Annotated in this window: 18 protein-coding genes; 11 read left to right on the top strand and 7 right to left on the bottom strand. The window is 72.4% G+C overall.

The window, feature by feature from the left end; all coding sequences use genetic code 11:
• Positions 1 to 6: 6 nt before the first annotated feature.
• Positions 7 to 2,253 carry a glycoside hydrolase domain-containing protein gene (locus tag ACZ4V6_RS01125; RefSeq protein ID WP_467821659.1) on the bottom strand — a complete coding sequence of 749 codons (2,247 nt, stop codon included), beginning with the start codon at positions 2,251 to 2,253 and terminating at the stop codon, positions 7 to 9.
• A gap of 301 nt (positions 2,254 to 2,554) precedes the next feature.
• On the opposite strand from ACZ4V6_RS01125, the gene ACZ4V6_RS01130 reads away from it, so the two are divergent.
• From ACZ4V6_RS01130 to ACZ4V6_RS01160, 7 genes are all read left to right on the top strand, one after another.
• Positions 2,555 to 3,025 carry a hypothetical protein gene (locus ACZ4V6_RS01130; RefSeq protein WP_467821660.1) on the top strand — a complete coding sequence of 157 codons (471 nt, stop codon included), beginning with the start codon at positions 2,555 to 2,557 and terminating at the stop codon, positions 3,023 to 3,025.
• Positions 3,026 to 3,036: 11 nt separating this feature from the next.
• The gene (locus ACZ4V6_RS01135; RefSeq protein ID WP_467821661.1) at positions 3,037 to 3,507 is read left to right on the top strand and encodes a hypothetical protein; all 471 of its coding nucleotides are present in this window, start codon (positions 3,037 to 3,039) and stop codon (positions 3,505 to 3,507) included.
• Complete coding sequence (locus tag ACZ4V6_RS01140; protein WP_467821662.1) at positions 3,501 to 4,436, top strand: hypothetical protein; 936 nt, start codon at positions 3,501 to 3,503, stop codon at positions 4,434 to 4,436. The genes ACZ4V6_RS01135 and ACZ4V6_RS01140 overlap by 7 nt, the downstream gene beginning before the upstream one ends.
• 14 nt (positions 4,437 to 4,450) lie before the next feature.
• Complete coding sequence (locus tag ACZ4V6_RS01145) at positions 4,451 to 5,929, top strand: permuted SH3 domain-containing protein (RefSeq protein ID WP_467821663.1); 1,479 nt, start codon at positions 4,451 to 4,453, stop codon at positions 5,927 to 5,929.
• 89 nt (positions 5,930 to 6,018) lie between these two features.
• Positions 6,019 to 6,708: an ABC transporter ATP-binding protein gene (locus tag ACZ4V6_RS01150; protein ID WP_467822205.1), complete on the top strand. Its 690-nt coding sequence runs from the start codon at positions 6,019 to 6,021 to the stop codon at positions 6,706 to 6,708.
• Positions 6,705 to 7,958 (top strand): ABC transporter permease, encoded by a 1,254-nt coding sequence (locus tag ACZ4V6_RS01155; RefSeq protein WP_467821664.1) that lies wholly within the window; start codon positions 6,705 to 6,707, stop codon positions 7,956 to 7,958. Before ACZ4V6_RS01150 ends, ACZ4V6_RS01155 begins: the two co-directional genes overlap by 4 nt.
• A 172-nt stretch (positions 7,959 to 8,130) precedes the next feature.
• Positions 8,131 to 8,388, top strand: coding sequence for a response regulator transcription factor (locus ACZ4V6_RS01160; RefSeq protein WP_467821665.1), 258 nt, complete (start codon positions 8,131 to 8,133; stop codon positions 8,386 to 8,388).
• Between the two features lie 141 nt (positions 8,389 to 8,529).
• On the opposite strand, the gene ACZ4V6_RS01165 is transcribed toward ACZ4V6_RS01160, so the two are convergent.
• The 4 genes from ACZ4V6_RS01165 to ACZ4V6_RS01180 are packed head-to-tail and all read right to left on the bottom strand — an operon-like array spanning position 8,530 to position 14,309.
• Positions 8,530 to 9,690 carry an acyl-CoA dehydrogenase family protein gene (locus ACZ4V6_RS01165; protein ID WP_467821666.1) on the bottom strand — a complete coding sequence of 387 codons (1,161 nt, stop codon included), beginning with the start codon at positions 9,688 to 9,690 and terminating at the stop codon, positions 8,530 to 8,532.
• A gap of 4 nt (positions 9,691 to 9,694) precedes the next feature.
• Positions 9,695 to 10,642 carry a hydroxymethylglutaryl-CoA lyase gene (locus tag ACZ4V6_RS01170; protein ID WP_467821667.1) on the bottom strand — a complete coding sequence of 316 codons (948 nt, stop codon included), beginning with the start codon at positions 10,640 to 10,642 and terminating at the stop codon, positions 9,695 to 9,697.
• On the bottom strand, positions 10,639 to 12,654 hold the full coding sequence (locus tag ACZ4V6_RS01175) for an acetyl/propionyl/methylcrotonyl-CoA carboxylase subunit alpha (RefSeq protein ID WP_467822206.1): 2,016 nt from the start codon (positions 12,652 to 12,654) through the stop codon (positions 10,639 to 10,641). Before ACZ4V6_RS01175 ends, ACZ4V6_RS01170 begins: the two co-directional genes overlap by 4 nt.
• Positions 12,655 to 12,692: 38 nt before the next feature.
• A complete protein-coding gene (locus ACZ4V6_RS01180; RefSeq protein WP_467821668.1) occupies positions 12,693 to 14,309 on the bottom strand; it encodes a carboxyl transferase domain-containing protein in 1,617 nt (538 codons plus the stop codon).
• A gap of 97 nt (positions 14,310 to 14,406) precedes the next feature.
• Between ACZ4V6_RS01180 and ACZ4V6_RS01185 the strand changes: the two genes are divergently transcribed.
• The 4 genes from ACZ4V6_RS01185 (at position 14,407) to ACZ4V6_RS01200 (ending at position 17,963) form a co-directional block, all read left to right on the top strand.
• Positions 14,407 to 15,018: an SACE_7040 family transcriptional regulator gene (locus tag ACZ4V6_RS01185; RefSeq protein ID WP_467821669.1), complete on the top strand. Its 612-nt coding sequence runs from the start codon at positions 14,407 to 14,409 to the stop codon at positions 15,016 to 15,018.
• A 185-nt stretch (positions 15,019 to 15,203) separates the two neighbouring features.
• Entirely contained in the window at positions 15,204 to 16,361 is a 1,158-nt protein-coding gene (locus ACZ4V6_RS01190; RefSeq protein ID WP_467821670.1) for an acyl-CoA dehydrogenase family protein, read from the top strand.
• A 9-nt stretch (positions 16,362 to 16,370) separates the two neighbouring features.
• Positions 16,371 to 17,246: an acyl-CoA thioesterase gene (locus tag ACZ4V6_RS01195; RefSeq protein ID WP_467821671.1), complete on the top strand. Its 876-nt coding sequence runs from the start codon at positions 16,371 to 16,373 to the stop codon at positions 17,244 to 17,246.
• Between the two features lie 300 nt (positions 17,247 to 17,546).
• On the top strand, positions 17,547 to 17,963 hold the full coding sequence (locus tag ACZ4V6_RS01200) for a hypothetical protein (RefSeq protein WP_467821672.1): 417 nt from the start codon (positions 17,547 to 17,549) through the stop codon (positions 17,961 to 17,963).
• Positions 17,964 to 18,048: 85 nt separating this feature from the next.
• Here ACZ4V6_RS01200 and ACZ4V6_RS01205 read toward each other — a convergent pair whose 3' ends face one another.
• Entirely contained in the window at positions 18,049 to 18,849 is an 801-nt protein-coding gene (locus ACZ4V6_RS01205; protein WP_467821673.1) for a phosphatase, read from the bottom strand.
• Positions 18,850 to 18,927: 78 nt separating this feature from the next.
• Positions 18,928 to 20,481, bottom strand: a complete 1,554-nt coding sequence (locus ACZ4V6_RS01210) for a PucR family transcriptional regulator ligand-binding domain-containing protein (RefSeq protein ID WP_467822208.1) — start codon at positions 20,479 to 20,481, stop codon at positions 18,928 to 18,930.
• Positions 20,482 to 20,506 lie beyond the last annotated feature (25 nt).

Here is a 20,506-nt window from a genome sequence, read left to right on the forward strand (position 1 = left end):
GTGCTCCTAGTACATGCGGGAGAGCCCGTCGTACTTCTCGAAGAGCTGGTAGAGCGCCATGCGCTTGGTGGCGTGCGCCTCGGCCTCGTCGCCCCAGCCCTGGTAGCGGCGCAGGACCTCGAAGATCTCCTTCTGGGTGTAGTCCAGCCTCATGGTGCGCAGCACGGTCTCGCCGCTGGGCCCATTGTTGCCGCCGGGCTTGCCGCCCGCGTCCCACAGGTGGATGAGGGACACGGTCCTGACCGAGTAGGCGTTGTCCTGGTTGACCTTGTGCCACATCGTCCAGATGTCGGCGTCCTTGGCCGGGTCGAGGACGGTGCCGGTGGCCAGGCCCTTGCCGATGCAGTAGTTCCAGGCCCGGATGCCGACGTCGCCGCTGATCTGCGCGATGCCGGTGGAGGAGTCGCGGACGGGGGATATGCCGCTGCCCCCGACTCCGGTGTGGTAGTAGGTGACGGCGGCGTCCACGCCCAGGTCGACCACGTCGTAGTGGCGCATCTCCCAGTAGGCCGAGGTCTGGATCAGCGCCTTGCGCATATTGTAGGTCTTCGACAGGGACGTGATCAGGTCGTCGTGGGCCATGATCGTCTCGAGGCACTCGGTGTGCGTGAAGATGCGGCTGGAGTCCGAGTCCGGGAAGCCGATCGACTTCATGTACGTGCTGATGTCGGCGTGCATGGCCTGGTAGTAGGACGCGAAGTCGAACGCGACGTCGGGGGCGTCGTCCAGGCGCGAGGGATTGAAGGAGCCCTCGCCGGTGTCACGGCCCGAGGCGATGTTGTGGTCGATGTTGACGGCGCCGTCGCCCGAGCCGACGGTCCGGGTGACGACCTGGTCGTAGGCCCAGTTCGCCGGCAGCGGGTAGCCGTAGTTGCCGGAGAAGCCGCTGGACATGTCGGAGACGAAGCTCGCCGTGGCGTGTCCCGCCTCGGACACCCGGATGCACACGTTGCGCGGCCCGTAGACGCCGACCCGGTAGGGGTTGCCGGACAGCGCCATGGCGTCCTCGACACCCTTGAAGTAGGGCAGGATGCTGTCGGTCACCTCGTAGTCGTAGGCGTCGAAGTCGACCGCGAAGAAGATGCGGGCACCCGTCTTGAAGCCGTGGCGCTGGGCGGCGGCGACGGCGGCGAGGCCGTCCGCGTTCCCGGCGGGGTAGTTGAACCCGTCGGCGTCCCGGCCGTAGGTCTGCCAGATCGGGAAGCAGCGGAGCCCGTTGTCGGCGAGGGTCTGGAGCTCGCCGGGCTGGATCTCCTTCTCCAGGGGGGCGCCGCCCGTGGGGTTGATCAGGTAGCGGCCGACGTACTTGATGCCCTCGGCCCTGAGGGTCGCCGCGCGGGCCGGGGTGATCTTCGTGACGCCGTCGCAGGCCGTGCCCCTGCGGTTCTGGTCACCGTACGACACCAGGAGCGACGCCCAGGTGGGGTAGTCGCCCCTGCCGGTGACCGGGAGCTTCACGAACTCCTGGAACGCGGCGGTCTCGCTCGCGACCGTGCTGGTGAAGACGGAGGTGAACGGGGTCGCCGAACGCTGGTTGAGGATCAGCGCGGCGCTGTACAGCTGTGCCCAGGTGCCGGCGGATCCCTCGGAGAGCGTGTGCTCCGCCAGACCCGTCTTGGTCCCCGGACCGAAATTGCCGTTGGCGACGCCGTCGGCCATGCCGATCTCGTACTGGATGGCGTACAGCATGGACGAGGCCACGGTCCGGGAGTGGTGACCGTCGCACGGCACGATGAAGAAGTCCTGGCGGCCGATGTAACGGCCGTTCAGCCACTGCTGGATCTCGCGGATCTTCGAACTGCCGTTGTTCACCGTGACATAGGGGTCCATGTTGAGCAGCCCCTTGACCACCTTGGGGTAGAGGCTGCCGGAGTCCGGGAACGCCGCCGAGACGCCCATGTCGCTCATCATCCGGCTCACCGACGCGGCGACCCGGTCGTTGTACTTGCCGTCGATCTCGCCGCCGTCGTAACCCTTGCAGTAGAGGGCGGACTGGATGATCCGGGCGAAATTGGCGGACGGTACGGTGCTGTCGTTCAGTACCGGGTATTTCGACTGCAGGGCGCTCAGGGTGGTCGGACCGAAATTGTTGGACAGCGAGCTGATGCCCAGTTCGAGCTGGAGGGCGCGCGTGAGCGCGTACATCACGGTCCAGCTCGTCTGGCCATTCTCCTCCAATGGAGAAATGCCCAGCATGTTGGGGTAGGTCGTATTGATGAACCGCTGGGCACGGAGCACCATCTCGTCGGCCATGGACGGCTCTCTTTCACTGTGAGGAAGGTCGCGGCAAGCGCCGGTCAACAGGGCAACGTTAGAGATTCCGGTGCCGGGATGACAGGCGTCGTTTCCTGGTCAACCGGGCAAAGAGTGTGAATGGTGAGGCGTTATTACGCCACCCTCGCCACCTGCGACGGGACGGTGCGGACGGCATTGGCGCAATGACGCCACAAGCGTTGGAAGCGGCCGGGGCGCATGTCAGCATCGACGGCCGAGTGTGTCCTGCCGCCGCATCCGAGGATTTCGGTGCCGCCCAGTGACGCTGAAAGGAAAAGCCGTGCATACCCTTGCCAGGAGAATGTCGGCCTCGGCCTCGGCCGCGGCGGTCGCCGGACTCCTGCTGTTCGCTGCCGCGCCTTCGGCGGAAGCGAGTGACCAGACCGACTTCGACAACTACTGGTTGTCCTGCCAGTCGTACAACAATTTCAAGTTCCTGCTGTACTACAACTCCAACACCGCAGGCTCGTACGCTGACTTCGGTTACGCGGTCGGAAACTTCGACTCCGTTTACACCGGCCAGGGGTACAAGCCGATGAAGTTCTGCAAGTCCGGGGCCGCCGGATATCTCCAGAACGTCAAGAACAACGCCGCGTCCGCCCACAACCGGCACACGTCGTACGGGGCCTGCGTCTACTACAACAGCTGGTTCAACGGGGCCAAGGACGCCCTCCAGCCGGCGACCCCCACTCCGGTGAGCAGGAACCTGGTCAACACGTACAACCAGAACGCCTCGTTCCAGTGGTGCTGAAAGGAAACTCCATGAACGCGCTTGTCAAGACACTGTCGGCCTCGGTCTCGGCCGTGGCGGCCGCCGGCCTCATGATGGTCACGGCCTCCCCCGCACAGGCGTCGTCCGCCGACGACTCGAACGTGCTCCTGGCCTGCCAGTCCTACGACACCGGTTTCAAGTTCAAGCTGTACTACAACTCCAACACCGCGGGCGCCTACCGCGACTTCGGGTACGCGGTGGGCAACTTCGACTCCGTGCCGCTGGTCGCCTCGGATCCGGTCGCCCTCACGTTCTGCTCCGGCACCGGCGCCGGCGCCGGGCAGCGGGTCAAGAACAACGCCGCGTCCGCCCACAACCGGCACACGTCGTACGGGGCCTGCGTCTACTACAACAGCTGGTTCAACGGGGCCAAGGACGCCCTCCAGCCGGCGACCCCCACTCCGGTGAGCAGGAACCTGGTCAACACGTACAACCAGAACGCCTCGTTCCAGTGGTGCTGAGGAACGACCGGGCGAGGGGCGCGCTCCTGCGGGCGCGCCCCGTCCTGGCCCTCGCCGCGGTGATCGGCCTGACGCTGGCCGCGGCGGGGTGCGGACAGGGAACGCAGACGTCCCCGGCCGGAGCCGGTTCCGGGCAGGGCCGGTCGGCGGATCCGCGGAACCCGGCCACCTGGGTCCTCCCCCTGCAGGCCTACATGCCGGATCCGGAGCAGGAGGACCTGCTCTTCGCGGCGGTCGAGGACGCGAAGGCGGACTGCATGAAGAGGTACGGCTTCACCTACCGGCCGGCCGAACCGCTCCCGGACTTCGGCCCGGACACGCTGACCGACCTCCGCTACGGCATCCACGACCGGAAGGTCGCGGCGACGTACGGCTACAAGCCCGCGGGTGACATGAGCGCCTACCAGAAGGAGACCCGGCGCCTGATGGCCGCGAGCGAGCTGAGCCCGGCCGAGGAAGCCGTCATGACCGGCCGGAAGGACGGTGCAGCCGCCGGCGGGGCACCGGAGGACGGCTGTGCGGGCGAGGCCCACGGCAGGATCTACGGCACCGCCTCACCGGTCTCCACCCTCGCGATGGACCTGGCCAACCAGGCGTACGTGAGGGCTCAGCAGGCCGAGCCCGTGCGCGCCGTGTTCCGCTCCTGGTCACAGTGCATGGCGAAGCGCGGATACGCCTACGACAAGCCCTTGGACGCCCCCGACGATCCGGCCTTCGGCGCGCCGCGGGCCGGGGCGCGGGAGATCGCCACCGCACTGGCGGACCTGGACTGCCGGGCCGAGCACAAGGTGGCCGAGGTGTGGTTCGACGAGGAGTCCGCCCTGCAGCGGCAGGCGGCCGAGGAACACGTCCAGGAACTCAAGGAGGCCGGACGCGTGCTCGACGAAGCCCTGAAGACCGCGGCCCGCACCTCCGGGTCGGGTTCCTGAGGAACGGACGCCGGATGAGTGAGACGAGTGAGACGACCGGCCCGCAGGAGCTGCGGGATGTCGAACTGTCGGCGGGCGGAGGGCCCGCACGGGGCGGCCCGGCCGGACGCAGGGGGTGGCTGGTGGCCATGGCCGCGACGTCGGTGCTGTGCACGGCGGCGGGTCTCGTCGCCGCCCAGTTCATCCGCTCCCCGGCGCAGGTCGCGGCGGAGACCGCACCGCCCGAGGCCGATGTGCTCACCGCCGCGGTGGAGTACCGGGTGCTGAAGGAGTCCGTGGTGCTGCGCGGCACGGTACGGGCCGGCCAGACGATCGACGTGGCGCCGCGGGGCGCGGGCGAGGGGACCGGGGAGCCCGTGATCACCCGCCTGCCGGTCGAGGCGGGGGACCGGGTCGAGGCCGGGAAGGTGGTGCTGGAGGTGTCGGGCCGGCCCGTGTTCGCGCTCCCGGGCAACACCCCCATGTACCGGGACCTCAAGCCCGGTGCCGAGGGCCGGGACGTGGCCCAGCTGCAGGCCGCGCTGCGCGGCCTCGGCCACGGCACCGGCACCGACGCACGGGACGTCTTCGGCGCCGGCACCAAGGCGGCGCTGACCGAGTTCTACGCGTCCATCGGGTACGAGCCCCGGCAGGCCGAGGCCGACGGCGGGGAGCGGCTGAGGAAGGCGAGGGAAGCGGTACGGGCCGCCGAGCGGGCCCTGCAGGACGCCGGCCGGGCCGGCGCCGGTGGGCCGGCCGGCCGGGAGCAGGGCACGGACCCGGGCGTCGCGCGCCGGCGGGCCGGTGAGGACCTCGTCACCGCGAAGGACGAACTCGCCGACGCCGAGGCGGAGTCGGGGCCGATGCTTCCCGCGGACGAGGTGGTCTTCGTGCAGGGTCTGCCCGCCCTGGTGGGATCGGTCACCGGGAGTGTCGGCACGCGGGTCTCCGGCACCGTGCTGCAGCTCTCCGCCGGTGAGCCGGTGGTTCAGGGACACCTGCAGGAGTACCAGCGGCATCTGGTGAGGGTGGGGCAGAAGGTCCGGATCCTCTCCGAGCTGACCGGAAAGGAGACGGCGGCCGAGGTGGCCTCCGTCGCCGACGTCCCCGAGACCGGGAAGCAGGGGGAGGGGGAGGGCGCGGCCCCCGGTGACGGGCCCGTGGCCGGTTCCTACCGACTGGTGGTCGAGCCGGACGGGGGGCTCGGGGCCGGGTCGGCCGGGCAGGACGTCAGGCTGACCGTCGAGTCCGCCTCGACCCAGGGCAAGGCCCTGGTGGTCCCGCTCACGGCGGTGTCCGCGGGCGCCGACAGCAGGACGTCGGTGACGGTGCTGGAGACCGACGGCACCCGACGGCGGGTCGAGGTGCGCACCGGGACCCAGGGGGACGGCTTCGTCGAGGTCGTCCCGGCCGGCGGCCGGACCGGGCTGGAGCGGGGAGACCGGGTCGTCATCGGACTGCGCGGCAGCGGTGCGACCGGGACGGGGAGCAGCGACCCCGGCGGCACCCGGTGAGGCGGCTCGTGCCGCGGACGCGGTCCGCCGCCCGGGAGCGGACCGTCCCGGAGACCGTCCCGGAGACCGTCCCGGAGACCGCGTCGGTACTGGAGTTCCGGGGGGTCGCCCGGACCTACCAGGGCCCGCCGCCCGTGACGGCCCTGCGCCCCGCCGACCTGACGATCCGGCGGGGGGAGTTCGTCACCGTCGCGGGGCCGTCCGGCTCGGGCAAGTCGACGTTCCTCAACATCGCCGGGCTGCTCGACACCGCGACCGAGGGGCGGTACCTGCTCGACGGCGTCGACGTCGGCGGCCTCTCCGACGCGGAGCGGACCGCCGTACGGGGGCGCCGGATCGGCTTCGTCTTCCAGTCCTTCCACCTGATGCCGCACCGGACGGCACAGGAGAACGTGGAACTGGGCATGGTGTACGCGGGCGTGCCGCGCGGGGAACGCACCGAGAGGGCCCGTGCCGCGCTGCACGCCGTCGGTCTCGGCCACCGCCTCACCGCCCTGCCGAGCCGGCTCTCCGGCGGTGAACGGCAGAGGGTGGCGATCGCGCGGGCGCTGGCCGTCCGTCCGGCGCTGCTCCTGTGCGACGAACCGACGGGGAACCTCGACAGCGCGACGGCCGACGCGGTCCTCGCGCTGCTGGGCGATCTGAACGACCAGGGAATGACATTGGTGATCATCACTCACGACGCGGCCGTCGCGGCCCTCGGCTCGCGCCGCATCACCATCCGGGACGGCGTGCTGGACGAGCCGGCGCCCGCCGCGGCCCGGCAGGGGGCCCGATGACCGGGTTCGGGCCGGCGGGGCGCCGCGTCACCGGCGTCGCGCCTTCCACGCTGCGCGTGCGGGACCTGTGCGCCGAGGCGGCGGCGGGCATCCTGCAACGGCCGGCACGGTCCCTGCTGACCGCCGTCGGCACCGTGCTGGGAGTGGGGAGCTTCGTGGCGGTGCTCGGACTGACGGCCACCGCCTCCTCCCAGATCGACAACCGCTTCAACGAACTCAGCGCGACGGAGGTGACCGTCGAGGACAACGCCCGGCAGCAGGACGAGTTCGTGGACGTGGCGTTCCCCGGCGACGCGGACGCCCGTGTCGAGCGGCTCAACGGGGTGAGGCACGCCGGCGTGTACTTCACCGTCCGGTTGCCGGACGGCGTCGCGGTGACGGCCTCCCCGCAGGCGGCGTCCGCGGACTCCGCGTCCCGCGGCAAGGTCGTGGCCGCCTCTCCCGGCGTCCTGGAGGCGGCCGAGCCGACCCTGGTGCAGGGCAGGCTCTACGACGAGTTCGCCGAGCGGACCGCGGCGCCCGTGGCCGTCATCGGCGAGGGGGTGGCGGCACGGCTGGGCATCACCACCCTGGAGACCCTCCCCGCCGTCTTCATCGGCGGAGAGCCCTTCACCGTGGTGGGGATCGTCGGCGACGTGCGGCGCAAGGCGGACCTCCTGCTCTCCGTGGTCGTCCCCCGGACGGCCGCGGAACGCGTCTGGGGGACGGAGTCCGCGTCGGAGCCCAGGATGCTGGTCTCCACCCGGGTCGGCGCGGCCCAGCAGGTCGCGGGGGAGGCGGCCCTGGCGCTGCGCCCCGACCATCCCGAGTACTTCCGCGCGATCGCGCCGCCCGACCCCGAGCAGCTGCGGTCCTCGGTCGGTTCCGACCTCCAGCAGCTGTTCCTGCTGCTCGCCTCCGTCTGCCTGGTCATCGGCGCGGTGGGCATCGCCAACACCACACTGGTGGCCGTGCTGGAGCGCACCGGGGAGATCGGTCTGCGCCGGGCGCTCGGGGCGCGCGGCCGTCATGTCGCCGGGCAGTTCCTCGCCGAGTCGGGCGCGATCGGGACGCTGGGCGGGCTGATGGGGGCCGCGCTCGGCACGGTCACCGTGGTGGTCGTCGCCGTGTTCCGGGAGTGGACTCCCGTCATCCCCCCGGAGACCGTCACGGCGGCACCGCTCGTGGGTCTGGTCACCGGTCTGCTGGCCGGTCTCTACCCGTCGGTCAGGGCGGCGCGGATCGAACCGGTGGAGGCACTGCGACGCTGACGTGATGAAAACGTTCGCCTCCCGTGAGGTTTGGCGTATTCGCGCCAGCTTCGGCGAGGCCGGTGTGACCGCTTTGTGCGATGACGGCTCGTTCCTCCAGATGATCAAGAGCTTAGGGTGCCGTGAAAGCTGCCTAAGAGGTGACTCCGGTTCCGCTTCGTGGGGGGTATTGGTGACCAGAACGCTGACGCTGAGTCAGACGGAACGCGAGATCGTGCACCTGCTGTACCAGGGGCTCGGGGACGCGGCGATAGGCCGCCGGCTGGGGCTCGGCCACCGGACCGTGCAGCGGCGCGTGCAGCAGTTGATGAGACGCTGGGAGGTGCCGGGACGGGTCGCCCTGGGGGCCAGGGCGCAGGAACTGGGACTGTTCGACGTCCCGGGGGGCGGGGAGCGGCGCCTCGGCGCCAGGCCGTCGGTCGCGGCCTGAGCCGCCCGGCCGGATTCCGCCCCCGGCCGCGCCCCGGAGCGGCGGCCCCTCCGTGCGCGGACGTCCCGCACGCCGACCGGCCCCGCGCCGAAGGGCGCGGGGCCGGTGTCCGTGTCCGTCAGGGGCCGGGCGGCCGGTGCCTCAGCTCACGAGGCCCAGCTCCCGGGCGATCAGCATCCGCTGGACCTCGCTCGTGCCCTCGCCGATCTCCAGGATCTTGGAGTCGCGCCACATGCGGGCCACCGGGTACTCGTTCATGAAGCCGTAGCCGCCGTGGATCTGGGTGGCGTCCCGGGCGTTGTCCACCGCGACCGTGGACGAGTACAGCTTCGCCAGCGCCGCCTCCTTCTTGAACGGCTCGCCCGTCACCAGCCGGGAGGCCGCGTCCCGCCAGGCGAGGCGGGCCGTGTGGGCCTTCATCTCCATGTCGGCGATCTTGAACTGGATCGCCTGGTTCGCGCCGATCGGCTTGCCGAAGGCGTGCCGCTCCTTGGCGTACTTCACCGACTCGTCCACGCAGCCCTGCGCCAGCCCGGTGCCCAGCGCGGCGATGGCGATGCGGCCCTCGTCCAGGATGCGCAGGAACTGGGCGTAGCCGCGCCCCGGTTCGCCCAGCAGGTTCCCCGCCGGCACCCGGACGTCGGTGAAGGACAGCTCGCGGGTGTCGGAGGCGTTCCAGCCGACCTTCGAGTACGGGGCGGCCACCGTGAAGCCCGGGGTGCCGGACGGGACGATGATCGCGGAGATGAGCGGGCGGCCGTCGGGCTTGCGGCCCGTGACCGCCGTGACGGTCACCAGGCCCGTGATGTCCGTGCCCGAGTTGGTGATGAAGCACTTGGCGCCGTTGATCACCCACTCGTCCGTGGCCTCGTCCAGCCGCGCCGTCGTCCGCGTCGCGCCCGCGTCCGAGCCGCCGTCGGGTTCGGTCAGGCCGAAGGCGCCGAGGATCTCGCCCGAGCACAGCTTCGGAAGCCACCGGCGCTTCTGCTCCTCGGTGCCGAACAGGTGGATCGGCATCGCGCCCAGCGAGACACCGGCCTCCAGCGTGATGGCCACCGACGAGTCGACCCGGGCCAGTTCCTCCAGGGCGATGCCCAGGGCCAGGTAGTCGCCGCCCATGCCGCCGTACTCCTCCGGGAACGGCAGGCCGAACAGGCCCATGCGGCCCATCTCCCGGACGATCTCGTACGGGAACTCGTGCCGCTCGTAGAAGTCGCCGATCTTGGGCGCCACGACGTCGTGGGCGAACTCCTCGACCGTGCGGCGGAGTTCTTCCAGTTCGGGGGAGAGCTTGTGGTCCATGCTGTCACTGCTCCTGGTGGGAGAGGGCTCGTACGGTGCGGGACGGACTGGGCCGGCCCAGACGGGAGGCCATCCACGTGCTCGTGGCGACGAGACGGCCCAGGTCGACCCCGGTGTCGATGCCGAGGCCGCGCAGCATCCACACGAGGTCTTCGGTGGCGAGGTTGCCGGTGGCGGACTTGGCGTACGGGCAGCCGCCCAGCCCGCCGGCGGAGGCGTCGACGGTGGTGACGCCGAGCCGCAGCGCGGCCAGGGTGTTGGACAGGGCCTGGCCGTAGGTGTCGTGGAAGTGGACGCCGAGCGCCCCGACGGGGACGCCGGCCCCGGTGAGCGCGCGGAGCAGGGCCTCGACGTGACCCGGTGTCGCCACGCCGATCGTGTCGCCCAGGCTCAGCTCGTCGCAGCCCATGTCCAGCAGGGCCCGGCAGACCTTCACCACCTGGGGGACGGGCACGGCGCCCTCCCAGGGGTCGCCGAAGCACATCGACAGGTAGCCCCGGACGTGGACGTCCGCGTCCTTCGCCCGGCCCACCACCGGCTCGAACATTGCCAGCGCCTCGTCCACGGTGCGGTTGAGGTTGGCCTTCGCGAAGGACTCCGTGGCGCTGGCGAAGACCGCGACCCGCCGGGCGCCGAGCGCCAGCGCGCGGTCCAGGCCGCGCTCGTTCGGCACCAGGACCGGCAGGTCGACCGGCAGGCCGGCCACCGCCGGGAACAGCTGCTCGGCGTCGGCCAGCTGGGGCACCCACCTGGGGTGGACGAAACTGGTCGCCTCGATGGTGGTCAGACCCGCGTCGGCCAGGCGGCGGACGAACTCCGCCTTCACCTCCGTCGGGACGGTCCCCCGCTCGTTCTGCAGGCCGTCCCGGGCGCCGACCTCGTGGATCCGGACCCGTGGGGGCAGTCCCTCGGCGGGCACGGTCATGGGCAGGCCGAGTTCCGGGGTGCTCATGCCGTCTCCTCCTCCGCCGGGGCGATGACCGCCAGCACCTGGTCCATGGCGACCGTCGTGCCGGGGGACACGTCCAGCTCGGTGACGGTGCCGGCGTGCGGGGCGGAGACGACGTGCTCCATCTTCATCGCCTCCACCACCAGCAGGCTCTGCCCGGCCGCCACCTCGTCGCCGACGGCGACCTTCACCACCGTCACCGTGCCCGGCATGGGCGCGGTGAGCGAGTCGGCGCCCGCGTGGGCGGCGCGGGACAGCGAGGCGGCGACCGGATCGTGGTCGCGCACCTGCCAGGCGTCGCCGTCGCGGCCCAGCCAGGTGCCGTCCGGCAGCGCGGCGAAGGTGTGGCTGACGCCGTCGAGCCGGAACGCGTACCGGTGCCCGTCGTCCGACCGGGTGACCGCGGACGCGGACAGGGGCTCCTCCGCGCCCTCCGGCAGCAGCTCGGTCCCGCCGTCCGGGGTGGCGCGCACCCGCACGGTGACCGGGTCCCGGCCCGGCACCCGCAGGTGGTGCGCGGTCCAGGCCCGCTCCCCGCCCAGGCGCCAGCCGTCCCCGGCGCCGAACGGGTCCGACCAGCCGGTGGCGTCCGCGGCCGGCGTCAGCGCCGCCCGGCGCAGCAGTGCCGCCGCCGCGTAGACCTCCGCCGGCACCTCGTCCGGGACGAGCGTGTCCGCGTCCCGCTCCACCAGCCCGGTGTCCAGCTCGCCCGCCACCACCGCCGGGTGCGCGAGCAGCCGGCGCAGGAACCCGGCGTTGGTCTGCACGCCGAGCGTCACCGTGTCCGCGAGGGCCGCCCGCAGCCTGCGCAGCGCTGTGGCGCGGTCGGGACCGTACGCGATCACCTTGGACAGCATCGGGTCGTAGAGGCTGCCGACCTCGGTGCCCTCGCTGAGCCCGGAGTCGGTGCGCACGCCGTCGCCCTGCGGTTCGTGCAGCCGCAGCACCGTGCCGCCGGAGGGGAGGAAGCCGCGGGCCGGGTCCTCGGCGCAGAGGCGGGCCTCGACGGCGTGCCCGGTCAGCCGGACGTCCTCCTGCGCGAACCCGAGCCGCTCGCCCGCCGCGACCCGCAGCTGCCACTCCACCAGGTCCAGCCCCGTGACCAGTTCGGTCACCGGGTGCTCCACCTGGAGGCGGGTGTTCATCTCCATGAAGTAGTACTGCGACGGGTCGCCGCCCGGCACGATGAACTCCACCGTGCCCGCGCCCCGGTAGCCGCAGGAACGCGCCGCCTGCACGGCCGCCTCGCCCATCGCGGCCCGCGTGGCCTCGTCGAGCAGGACGCTCGGCGCCTCCTCGATGATCTTCTGGTGCCGGCGCTGGAGCGAGCACTCGCGCTCGCCCAGGTGCACGACGTTCCCGTGGCCGTCGGCCAGGACCTGGATCTCGATGTGCCGGGGCCGGTCGATCCACCGCTCCACCAGCAGGGTGTCGTCGCCGAAGGAGGCGCGGGCCTCGCGCCGGGCGGCGGCGATCTCGTCGGCGAGCAGAGCCTCGTCCCGCACCAGCCGCATGCCCTTGCCGCCACCGCCGGCCGACGGCTTCAGCAGCACCGGCGTCCCGATCCCGCGGGCCGCGTCGGCGAGCTGCGCGTCCGTCAGGCCGCTGCCGCTGGAGCCGGGCACCACCGGCACCCCGGCCGCCTTCACCGTCTCCTTGGCGCGGATCTTGTCGCCCATCAGGGCGATGGCGTCGGCGGACGGACCGATGAAGACCAGCCCCGCCTCCTCGCAGGCCCGCGCGAAGCCGGCGTTCTCCGCGAGGAAGCCGTACCCGGGGTGCACGGCCTGCGCCCCCGTGCGGGCCGCCGCGTCCAGCAGCCGCTCCACCGACAGATAGCTCTCCGCCGCCGGCGCCGGACCGATCCGCACCGCCGTGTCGGCCTCCCGCACGTGCCGGGCGTCCGCGTCGGCGTCGGAGAAGACCGCCACCGAGCGCACGCCCAGCGCGCGCAGCGTCCGGACGACCCGGACGGCGATCTCGCCCCGGTTGGCGACGAGCACGGTGTCGAACATGCGTGGAGCCTCGTGTGCGTTTCCCATGGGTCCCCTCCTCACATCCGGAAGACGCCGAACTGGGGCTCGCCCAGTGGCGCGTTGGCGCACGCGGTCAGGGCCAGACCCAGCACCCGCCGGGTGTCGGCGGGCTCGATGACCCCGTCGTCCCACAGGCGGGCGGTCGCGTAGTAGGCGTTCCCCTGCCGCTCGTACTGCGCGCGGATCGGCGCCTTGAAGGCCTCTTCCTCCTGGGCGGGCCATTCCTCCCCGCGCGCCTCCAGCTGGTCCCGCTTGACCGTGGCCAGCACGGAGGCGGCCTGCTCGCCGCCCATCACGGAGATCTTGGCGTTGGGCCACATCCACAGGAAGCGCGGCGAGTACGCCCGGCCGCACATCGAGTAGTTCCCCGCGCCGTACGACCCGCCGACCACGACCGTCAGCTTCGGCACGCGCGTGCACGCCACCGCCGTCACCATCTTGGCGCCGTGCTTGGCGATGCCGCCCGCCTCGTAGTCCCTGCCGACCATGAAGCCGGAGATGTTCTGCAGGAAGACCAGCGGGATGCCGCGCTGGTCGCACAGCTCGATGAAGTGGGCGCCCTTCTGGGCCGACTCGGCGAACAGGATGCCGTTGTTGGCGACGATCCCCACCGGGTGGCCGTGGATGCGGGCGAAGCCGGTGACGAGGGTCTGCCCGAACTCCGACTTGAACTCGGCGAACCGGGAGCCGTCCACCACGCGCGCGATGACCTCGCGGACGTCGTAGGGCGTGCGGGAGTCGACCGGCACCACGCCGTACAGACCCTGCGGGTCGGCCTTCGGCTCGACGGCGGGCCGCACCTCCCAGGGCGGCGTCCCGCGCGCGGGGAGGGTGGAGACGATGTTCCGCACGATGCGCAGCGCGTGCGCGTCGTCCTCGGCGAGGTGGTCGGTCACGCCCGAGACGCGGGAGTGGACCTCGCCGCCGCCCAGCTCCTCCGCCGTGACCACCTCGCCGGTGGCCGCCTTCACCAGCGGCGGGCCGCCCAGGAAGATCGTGCCCTGGTTGCGGACGATCACCGCCTCGTCGCTCATGGCCGGGACGTACGCCCCGCCCGCCGTGCAGGAGCCGAGCACGGCGGCGATCTGCGGGATGCCGGCGCCCGACATCCGGGCCTGGTTGTAGAAGATCCGCCCGAAGTGCTCGCGGTCGGGGAAGACCTCGTCCTGCATCGGCAGGAAGGCGCCCCCGGAGTCGACGAGGTACAGGCACGGCAGCCGGTTCTCCAGCGCCACCTCCTGCGCCCGCAGGTGCTTCTTCACGGTCATCGGGTAGTACGTGCCGCCCTTGACGGTGGCGTCGTTGGCGACGATCACGCACTCCCGGCCGCTGACCCGTCCGATCCCGGCGATGACGCCGGCCGCGGGGGCCTGGCCGTCGTACAGTCCGTCGGCCGCGAGCGGCGCCAGCTCCAGGAACGGAGAGCCCGCGTCCAGCAGCGTGTCCACGCGCTCGCGCGGCAGCAGCTTGCCGCGCGCGGTGTGCCGGGCCCTGGCCCGCTCCCCGCCGCCGAGCCGGGCCGCCGCCAGCTTGGCGCGCAGCTCCTGAACGAGGGCGCGGTGCGCCTCCTCGTTGGCCCGAAAGGCCTCCGACGCGGGATCGGCCGCGCTCGTCAGCTCCGGTGCCTCGTGCATCCTGCGGTCCCCTCACCCAGTGGTCGACCAGTTAATGAGCGTTAACGCATTTCCCTCAGGTTAACGACCGCTAACCTCCCTGTCTAGAATCGGTTCCATGGCCACCAGAACCGACGCCCCCACCCGCCGCGAGCAGATCCTCAAGGAGGCCGCCCGGCTCTTCGCCGAGCGCGGCTTCCACGGCGTCGGCGTCGACGAGATAGGCGCCGCGGTCGGGATCAGCGGCCCCGGCCTCTACCGGCACTTCCCCGGCAAGGACGCGATGCTCGCCGAGCTGCTGGTCGGGATCAGCGGGCAGCTGCTGACCGGGGCGAAGCGGCGGCTGGCGGAGGCCGAGGGGGTGGCCGGCCCCGGCGCGGGTCCCGAGGCGGTCCTCGACTCGCTCATCGAGGGTCACATCGACTTCGCGCTCGACGACCGCCCGCTCATCACCCTGCACGACCGCGAGCTGGACCGCCTCCGGGACGCCGACCGCAAGATGGTGCGGCAGCTGCAGCGGCAGTACGTGGAGCTGTGGGTCGGGGTGGTCCGCGAGGTGTACCCGGCCGTGGCCGAACCGAGCGCCCGCTCGGCGGTCCACTCGGTCTTCGGCCTCCTGAACTCCACCCCGCACCTGGGCCGGCCCGGATCGCTCCCGGGCCGCGCGGTGACGGCGGACCTCCTGCACCGGATGGCGCGGGGGGCGTTCGCGGCGGTGGGGGAGGCATAGGGGCATAGGGGGAGAGGTCCGCCCGCGCCCCGTCGGCGACGGGGCCGCCGCCCGCGTCGCCGACGGGGCGCCGCCCTGCCGCGGAGTGACGAGGGTTACCCGCGCCCCTCTCTGGACGCCCTCCCTACCCACCGGTACGGTGAAGTCTGAGCAAGCGCTTAGACACGTACCCTGGAGGTGGCGCCGTGCGCCGTACGGTGTTCAACGAGGACCACGAGGCGTTCCGGGAGACCCTCCGCGCCTTCATCGAGGCCGAGGTCGTCCCCGTCTACGACGAGTGGTTCGCCGCGGGCCAGGCGCCGCGCGAGTTCTACTACAAGCTCGGCGAGCTAGGCGTCTTCGGCATCAACGTGCCCGAGGAGTACGGCGGCGCGGGCCTGGACAGCCACAAGTTCGAGGCCGTCCTCTACGAGGAGACCGCCCGCGCGGGCGTCCAGTTCGGCGGCTCCGGCGTGCACGTGCTGCTCGCCCTGCCCTACATCAAGATGCTGGCCACCGACGAGCAGAAGAAGCGCTACCTGCCGAAGTTCGTCACCGGCGAGGAGATGTGGGCCATCGCGATGACCGAGCCGGGCACCGGCTCCGACCTCGCGGGCATGAAGACCACCGCCAAGCTCTCCGAGGACGGCACGCACTACGTCCTCAACGGCGCCAAGACCTTCATCACCGGCGGCGTCCACGCCGACAAGGTGATCGTCTGCGCCCGCACCTCGGCCCCGCGCGAGGACGACCGCCGCTTCGGCATCTCCCTGTTCGCCGTGGACACCAAGTCCGAGGGCTACTCGATCGGCCGCAAGCTCGACAAGCTGGGCCTGCGCACCTCCGACACCGCCGAGCTGGCGTTCGTCGACGTCAAGGTGCCCGTCGAGGACCTGCTCGGCGAGGAGAACAAGGGCTTCTCCTACCTCGGCCACAACCTGGCCTCCGAGCGCTGGGGCATCGCCTTCGGCGCCTACGCCCAGGCCAAGGCCGCCGTCCGCTTCGCCAAGCAGTACGTGCAGGACCGCACCGTCTTCGGCAAGCCGGTCGCCCACTTCCAGAACACCAAGTTCGAGCTGGCCGCCTGCCAGGCCGAGGTGGACGCCGCCGAGGCCGTCGCCGACCGCGCGACCGAGGCCCTGGACGCCGGTGAGCTCACCCCCGCCGAGGCCGCCTCCGCGAAGCTGTTCTGCACCGAGGTCGCCCACCGCGTCATCGACCGCTGCCTCCAGCTGCACGGCGGTTACGGCTACATGAACGAGTACCCGATCGCCCGCCTGTACGCGGACAACCGCGTCAACCGCATCTACGGCGGCACCAGCGAGATCATGAAGTCGATCATCGCGAAGAACATGGGCCTGTAACCACAGGACATGAGCGAAGCACTCCAGTCCCTCCTCGACCTGCTCGACCTCGAGCGGATCGAGGAGGACATCTACCGCGGCCGCTCCCGCTCCGCCGTCGTCCCCCGGGTCTTCGGCGGGCAGGTGGCCGCCCAGGCCCTGGTGGCCGCCGGGCGCACGGTCCCCGAGGACCGGTTCGCGCACTCCCTGCACGCGTACTTCCTGCGTCCCGGCGACCCCGGCGCGCCCATCGTCTACAACGTCGACCGCCTGCGCGATGGCCGCTCCTTCACCACCCGCCGGGTGGTCGCCGTCCAGCACGGCAAGCCGATCTTCGGCCTGTCGGCGTCCTTCCAGACGTACGAGGAGGGGCTGGACCACCAGGCCCCGATGCCGGCCGCCCCGGATCCGGCGGCCCTCCCCACCGGCGAGGAGCGGCTGCGGAGCTACCCGCACCTGCCCGCCGAGACCGTGGAGCGGTTCCTGGAGGCCCGGGCCGCCGTCGACCTGCGGTACGTGGACGACCCGCCGTTCGGGGACTTCGGCGCGCCGCGCGAGCCGCACTCCCAGGTGTGGTTCCGCACCAACGGCAAGCTCGGCGGCGATGTCGACGAACCGCTGCTCCACGTCGTCCTCGCCACCTACGTCTCCGACATGACCCTCCTCGACTCGGTGCTGCTCGCGCACGGCCGGGGCGGCTGGGCCGTCGGGGACGTCGTCGGGGCCTCGCTGGACCACGCCATGTGGTTCCACCGGCCCTTCCGCGCCGACGAATGGCTGCTGTACGACCAGCAGTCGCCGTCCGCGTCCGGCGGCCGGGGCCTCGGCCAGGCCCGCATCTACACGCAGGACGGGCGGCTGGCCGTCTCGGTGGTCCAGGAGGGTCTGGTCCGGGTCCCCTGGTGATTTTGTGCCCCATGGGCTCCTCGATGTGACGTGTGCCATAGGGGCGGCTAGGCTCTAAGAGTGAAAAGCCGCAGACACGGCTTATCCGGCTGATCCGGCTCGTGTGCCTCCGAGCCAGGGCCACGTGCCCGCCCGTGAACCGTTCCGGGCGACTCGGCGGCGTCGGAGGTCGGGTACGTGTCCACCAATGTGCGGTTACACCCCACGACCGTGCCGCGTCTTCCGCGCGGCGGCGGCCATCCGCTCCCGTCGTCGCTTCGCGACATGCGCGGGAGTCGGTGGAACGAAAGGGAAGATCTCATGCGAGCACAGCGCGCAAGGCGTCTCTTCGCGGTGTCGGCCGCCGGGCTGATGATGGCCGGTGGCATCGCGATAGGCACAGCGGGCACCGCGTCGGCGAACGACTCGTCGCACCACGACCGCCATGGCTCCTACAGCCGCTACTGCGACGATCACCACAACCGGTGGTGGAACGACGACTACTGCAACTGGGGCCGTTACGACCGCGGTCACGACCGTTACGACAACGGCCGTTACGACCACGGCCGGTTCGACAACGGTCGCTACGACCACGGCCGCTTCGACAATGGTCGCTTCGACAACGGCCGCGGCCACGACAACGGCCGCTTCGACAACGGCCACGGTGGCCACGACAACGGCCGCGGCGGCCACGACAACGGCCGCGGTGGCCACGACGGCGGGCGCGGCGGTCGCTGACCCGTCGGTGAAGTGAGACACGGTGTGCGGTTCCGTACCGACGGAGCCGCACACCGCGGTCCTCGGCCGCTCCCGGAAAGACCCCTTACGCGGGCCCCGCCTCCAGCCCCGCCTCCGTCAGCAGGTACGCCGTCATCGGGTCGTAGTGGCGCGGACTGACCACGTGGTCGTCCAGCGGCACCGCGACCTGGAGGGTGCCCTCGGACTCGGCGAGGAAGAGGGCGGGGTCGTTGCAGTCGGCGTACCCGACGGAGTCGACGCCGTACTGGCCGGCGGCGCCGGCCCAGCCGTGGTCGGCGACGACCAGGTCGGGCAGCGGGCGGCCCGCGCGCTCCAGGCCGGTCAGGACGGCCTTCATCGGTTCCCCGGAGTGCGTGTGCCACAGCGAGGCACCGTGCTCCAGCACCGCCACGTCCGCGAACTGCTGGACGTAGCCCTCCTCCGTCGTCAGCCCCTCCGGGATCACGACGACCTCGCAGCCGGCGGCGCGCAGCGCGGCGGCCGTGGCGCGGTGCACGTCGAGCAGGCCGCCCGGGTGGCCGGTGGCGAACAGCACCCGCTGCCCGCCGTCCGCGGCCTTGCGCAGCCGTCCGGCCATGCGCTCCAGCGCGGCCACGGTCAGCTCGGGGTCGATGGTGTCCTGGCCGTACCGGTACTCCGGGTCGTCGTTGACGCCGACCCGCTCCGCCATCACCGCGAGCACGTCCTGCTCGTCGGTCCAGCGGTCGCCCAGCTCCAGACCGAGCCAGTAGTTGCGGTCGCCGTTCGCCAGCTTCCGGTAGTGGGAGAGGTTGTTCTCGCGGGGCGTGGCGACGTCGCCCGCGATACGGGTTCTGACGAGGTGTTCGACGAGTTCGGCGCGGCTGGGTGTCCCGGGTATCGGCATGGCTCCATTGTGTAGCAGCCCCCTGTCCGCGTCTGCCGGGTGCCGCCCGCTGGGACGCGGGTCACCCGCCCCGCCGGATCACAGCCTGCGCAGGGCGAACCACAGCTCCATCCGTACGTCCGCGTCGTCGAGGTCGGCGTCCAGCAGGGCCGCGCAGCGGGCGATGCGCTGGCGGACGGTGTTGCGGTGCACGGACAGGGCGACGGCGGTGCGGTCCCAGCTGCCGTGCAGGGAGAGCCAGGCGCGCAGCGTCTCCGTCAGCGCCGGCACGGCCGCGACCGGCGCGAGGAGCGCGCGGGCGTGCGCCTCGGCCTCGGCGTCCGGGACCAGGTCGGCGAGGGCGGGCCGGGGGGCGTGCCGCACCAGCGGCACCCGGGTGGCCCGTGCCCGGGCCAGCGCACGCGCGGCCTGCGCGTCGGCCGTCGCCCACTCGGCCGGGGCGACGGCGGCGCTGACGCCCAGTGTCCAGCCCCGCTGCGGCCCCGGTCCGGCGCCGGCCGCCCCGTCCGGCCCGGCCGCCGGACCCGTGCCGCCCCGCGGCTCCGCCCCCTTCGGCCGGTCCGCCCCGCCCCGGCCCCCCGGGCCCGCCGGCACCAGGACCCGGACGACGTCACCGGCCGGGTCGACCAGCGGGGAGCCGAGGGACGCGCCCAGGGCGGAGGCCGCCACCGGGTCGGGAGGGCCGCAGTCCGGCCGGGCGTGCACGACGTGCCAGCGGGTGTCCCCGTCGCCGTCGAGAAGGGGTGCGACCTCCTCGGGGCGGGCGCCCAGCAGCAGCCGCACCAGGGCGGACGAGCGGGCCGCGCCCGTGCCGCTCTGGTGCTCCCCGGTGAGCAGGGAGAGCAGCACCGCGGCGACCGAGGCGATGGTGTGGTCCCCGGACTCCCGCTGCGGGGCCGCCACCCCGAGGACGAAGCCCCCGCCGGTGCCGAGGGCGTAGGCCGCCAGACGGGTGCCGGCGACCGTGTCGGTGGCGGTCGTGGAGGCCCGGCTGGTGACGAACCGGGCCAGCTTCACCAGGGCCTCGCGCACCTCGCCCGCCGGCTCCCGTCCCGCCGCCGCGATCTCGGCGCCCTCCGGTCCGTACAGCACCGCCCGGCCGTCGAGCCGCGTGGCCAGCCGGCGCAGCACCGACGGCACCGGGTCCGGCCGGGAGGCCGCGGCGGCCAGTTGCCGCTGTGCCTCGGACACCCGCCGCAGCTCGGCCAGCCGCGCCCGCGCCATCAGCTGCCACACGGCGCGGGCCACGGCGGAGAACGTCGTCCGCGGCGGCACCTCCACCAGCGGCAGCCCGTACGCCTCGCAGGCCGCCACCAGGGCCCGCGGCACCGTGTCGTGCACCGGCGCCACCCCGAAACCGAGGGCGGCGCCGCCCGCCGCCACGACCCGGGCGACGTAGGTGTCGAAGTGGCCCTCCGCCTCCGCCCCCGCGGGGACGTGCACGCCGGCCGTCAGCAGCAGCTCGCCGCCCAGCATGTACGGATAGGGGTCGGCCATCTCGGAGGCCTGTGCCCAGTGGACCGCCACCTCCGCCGCCGGGGGCCCGGCGATCTGGCGCAGGGCGAGATCCTCGCGGGACAGCAGGGCCGCGAGGGGCACGGGGGGCGTGGGAGGAGCGACCCTCTCCTGCATCATGGACGTTACCTCCACTCCGGCG

Source organism: Streptomyces sp. NPDC029152 (assembly GCF_055564355.1).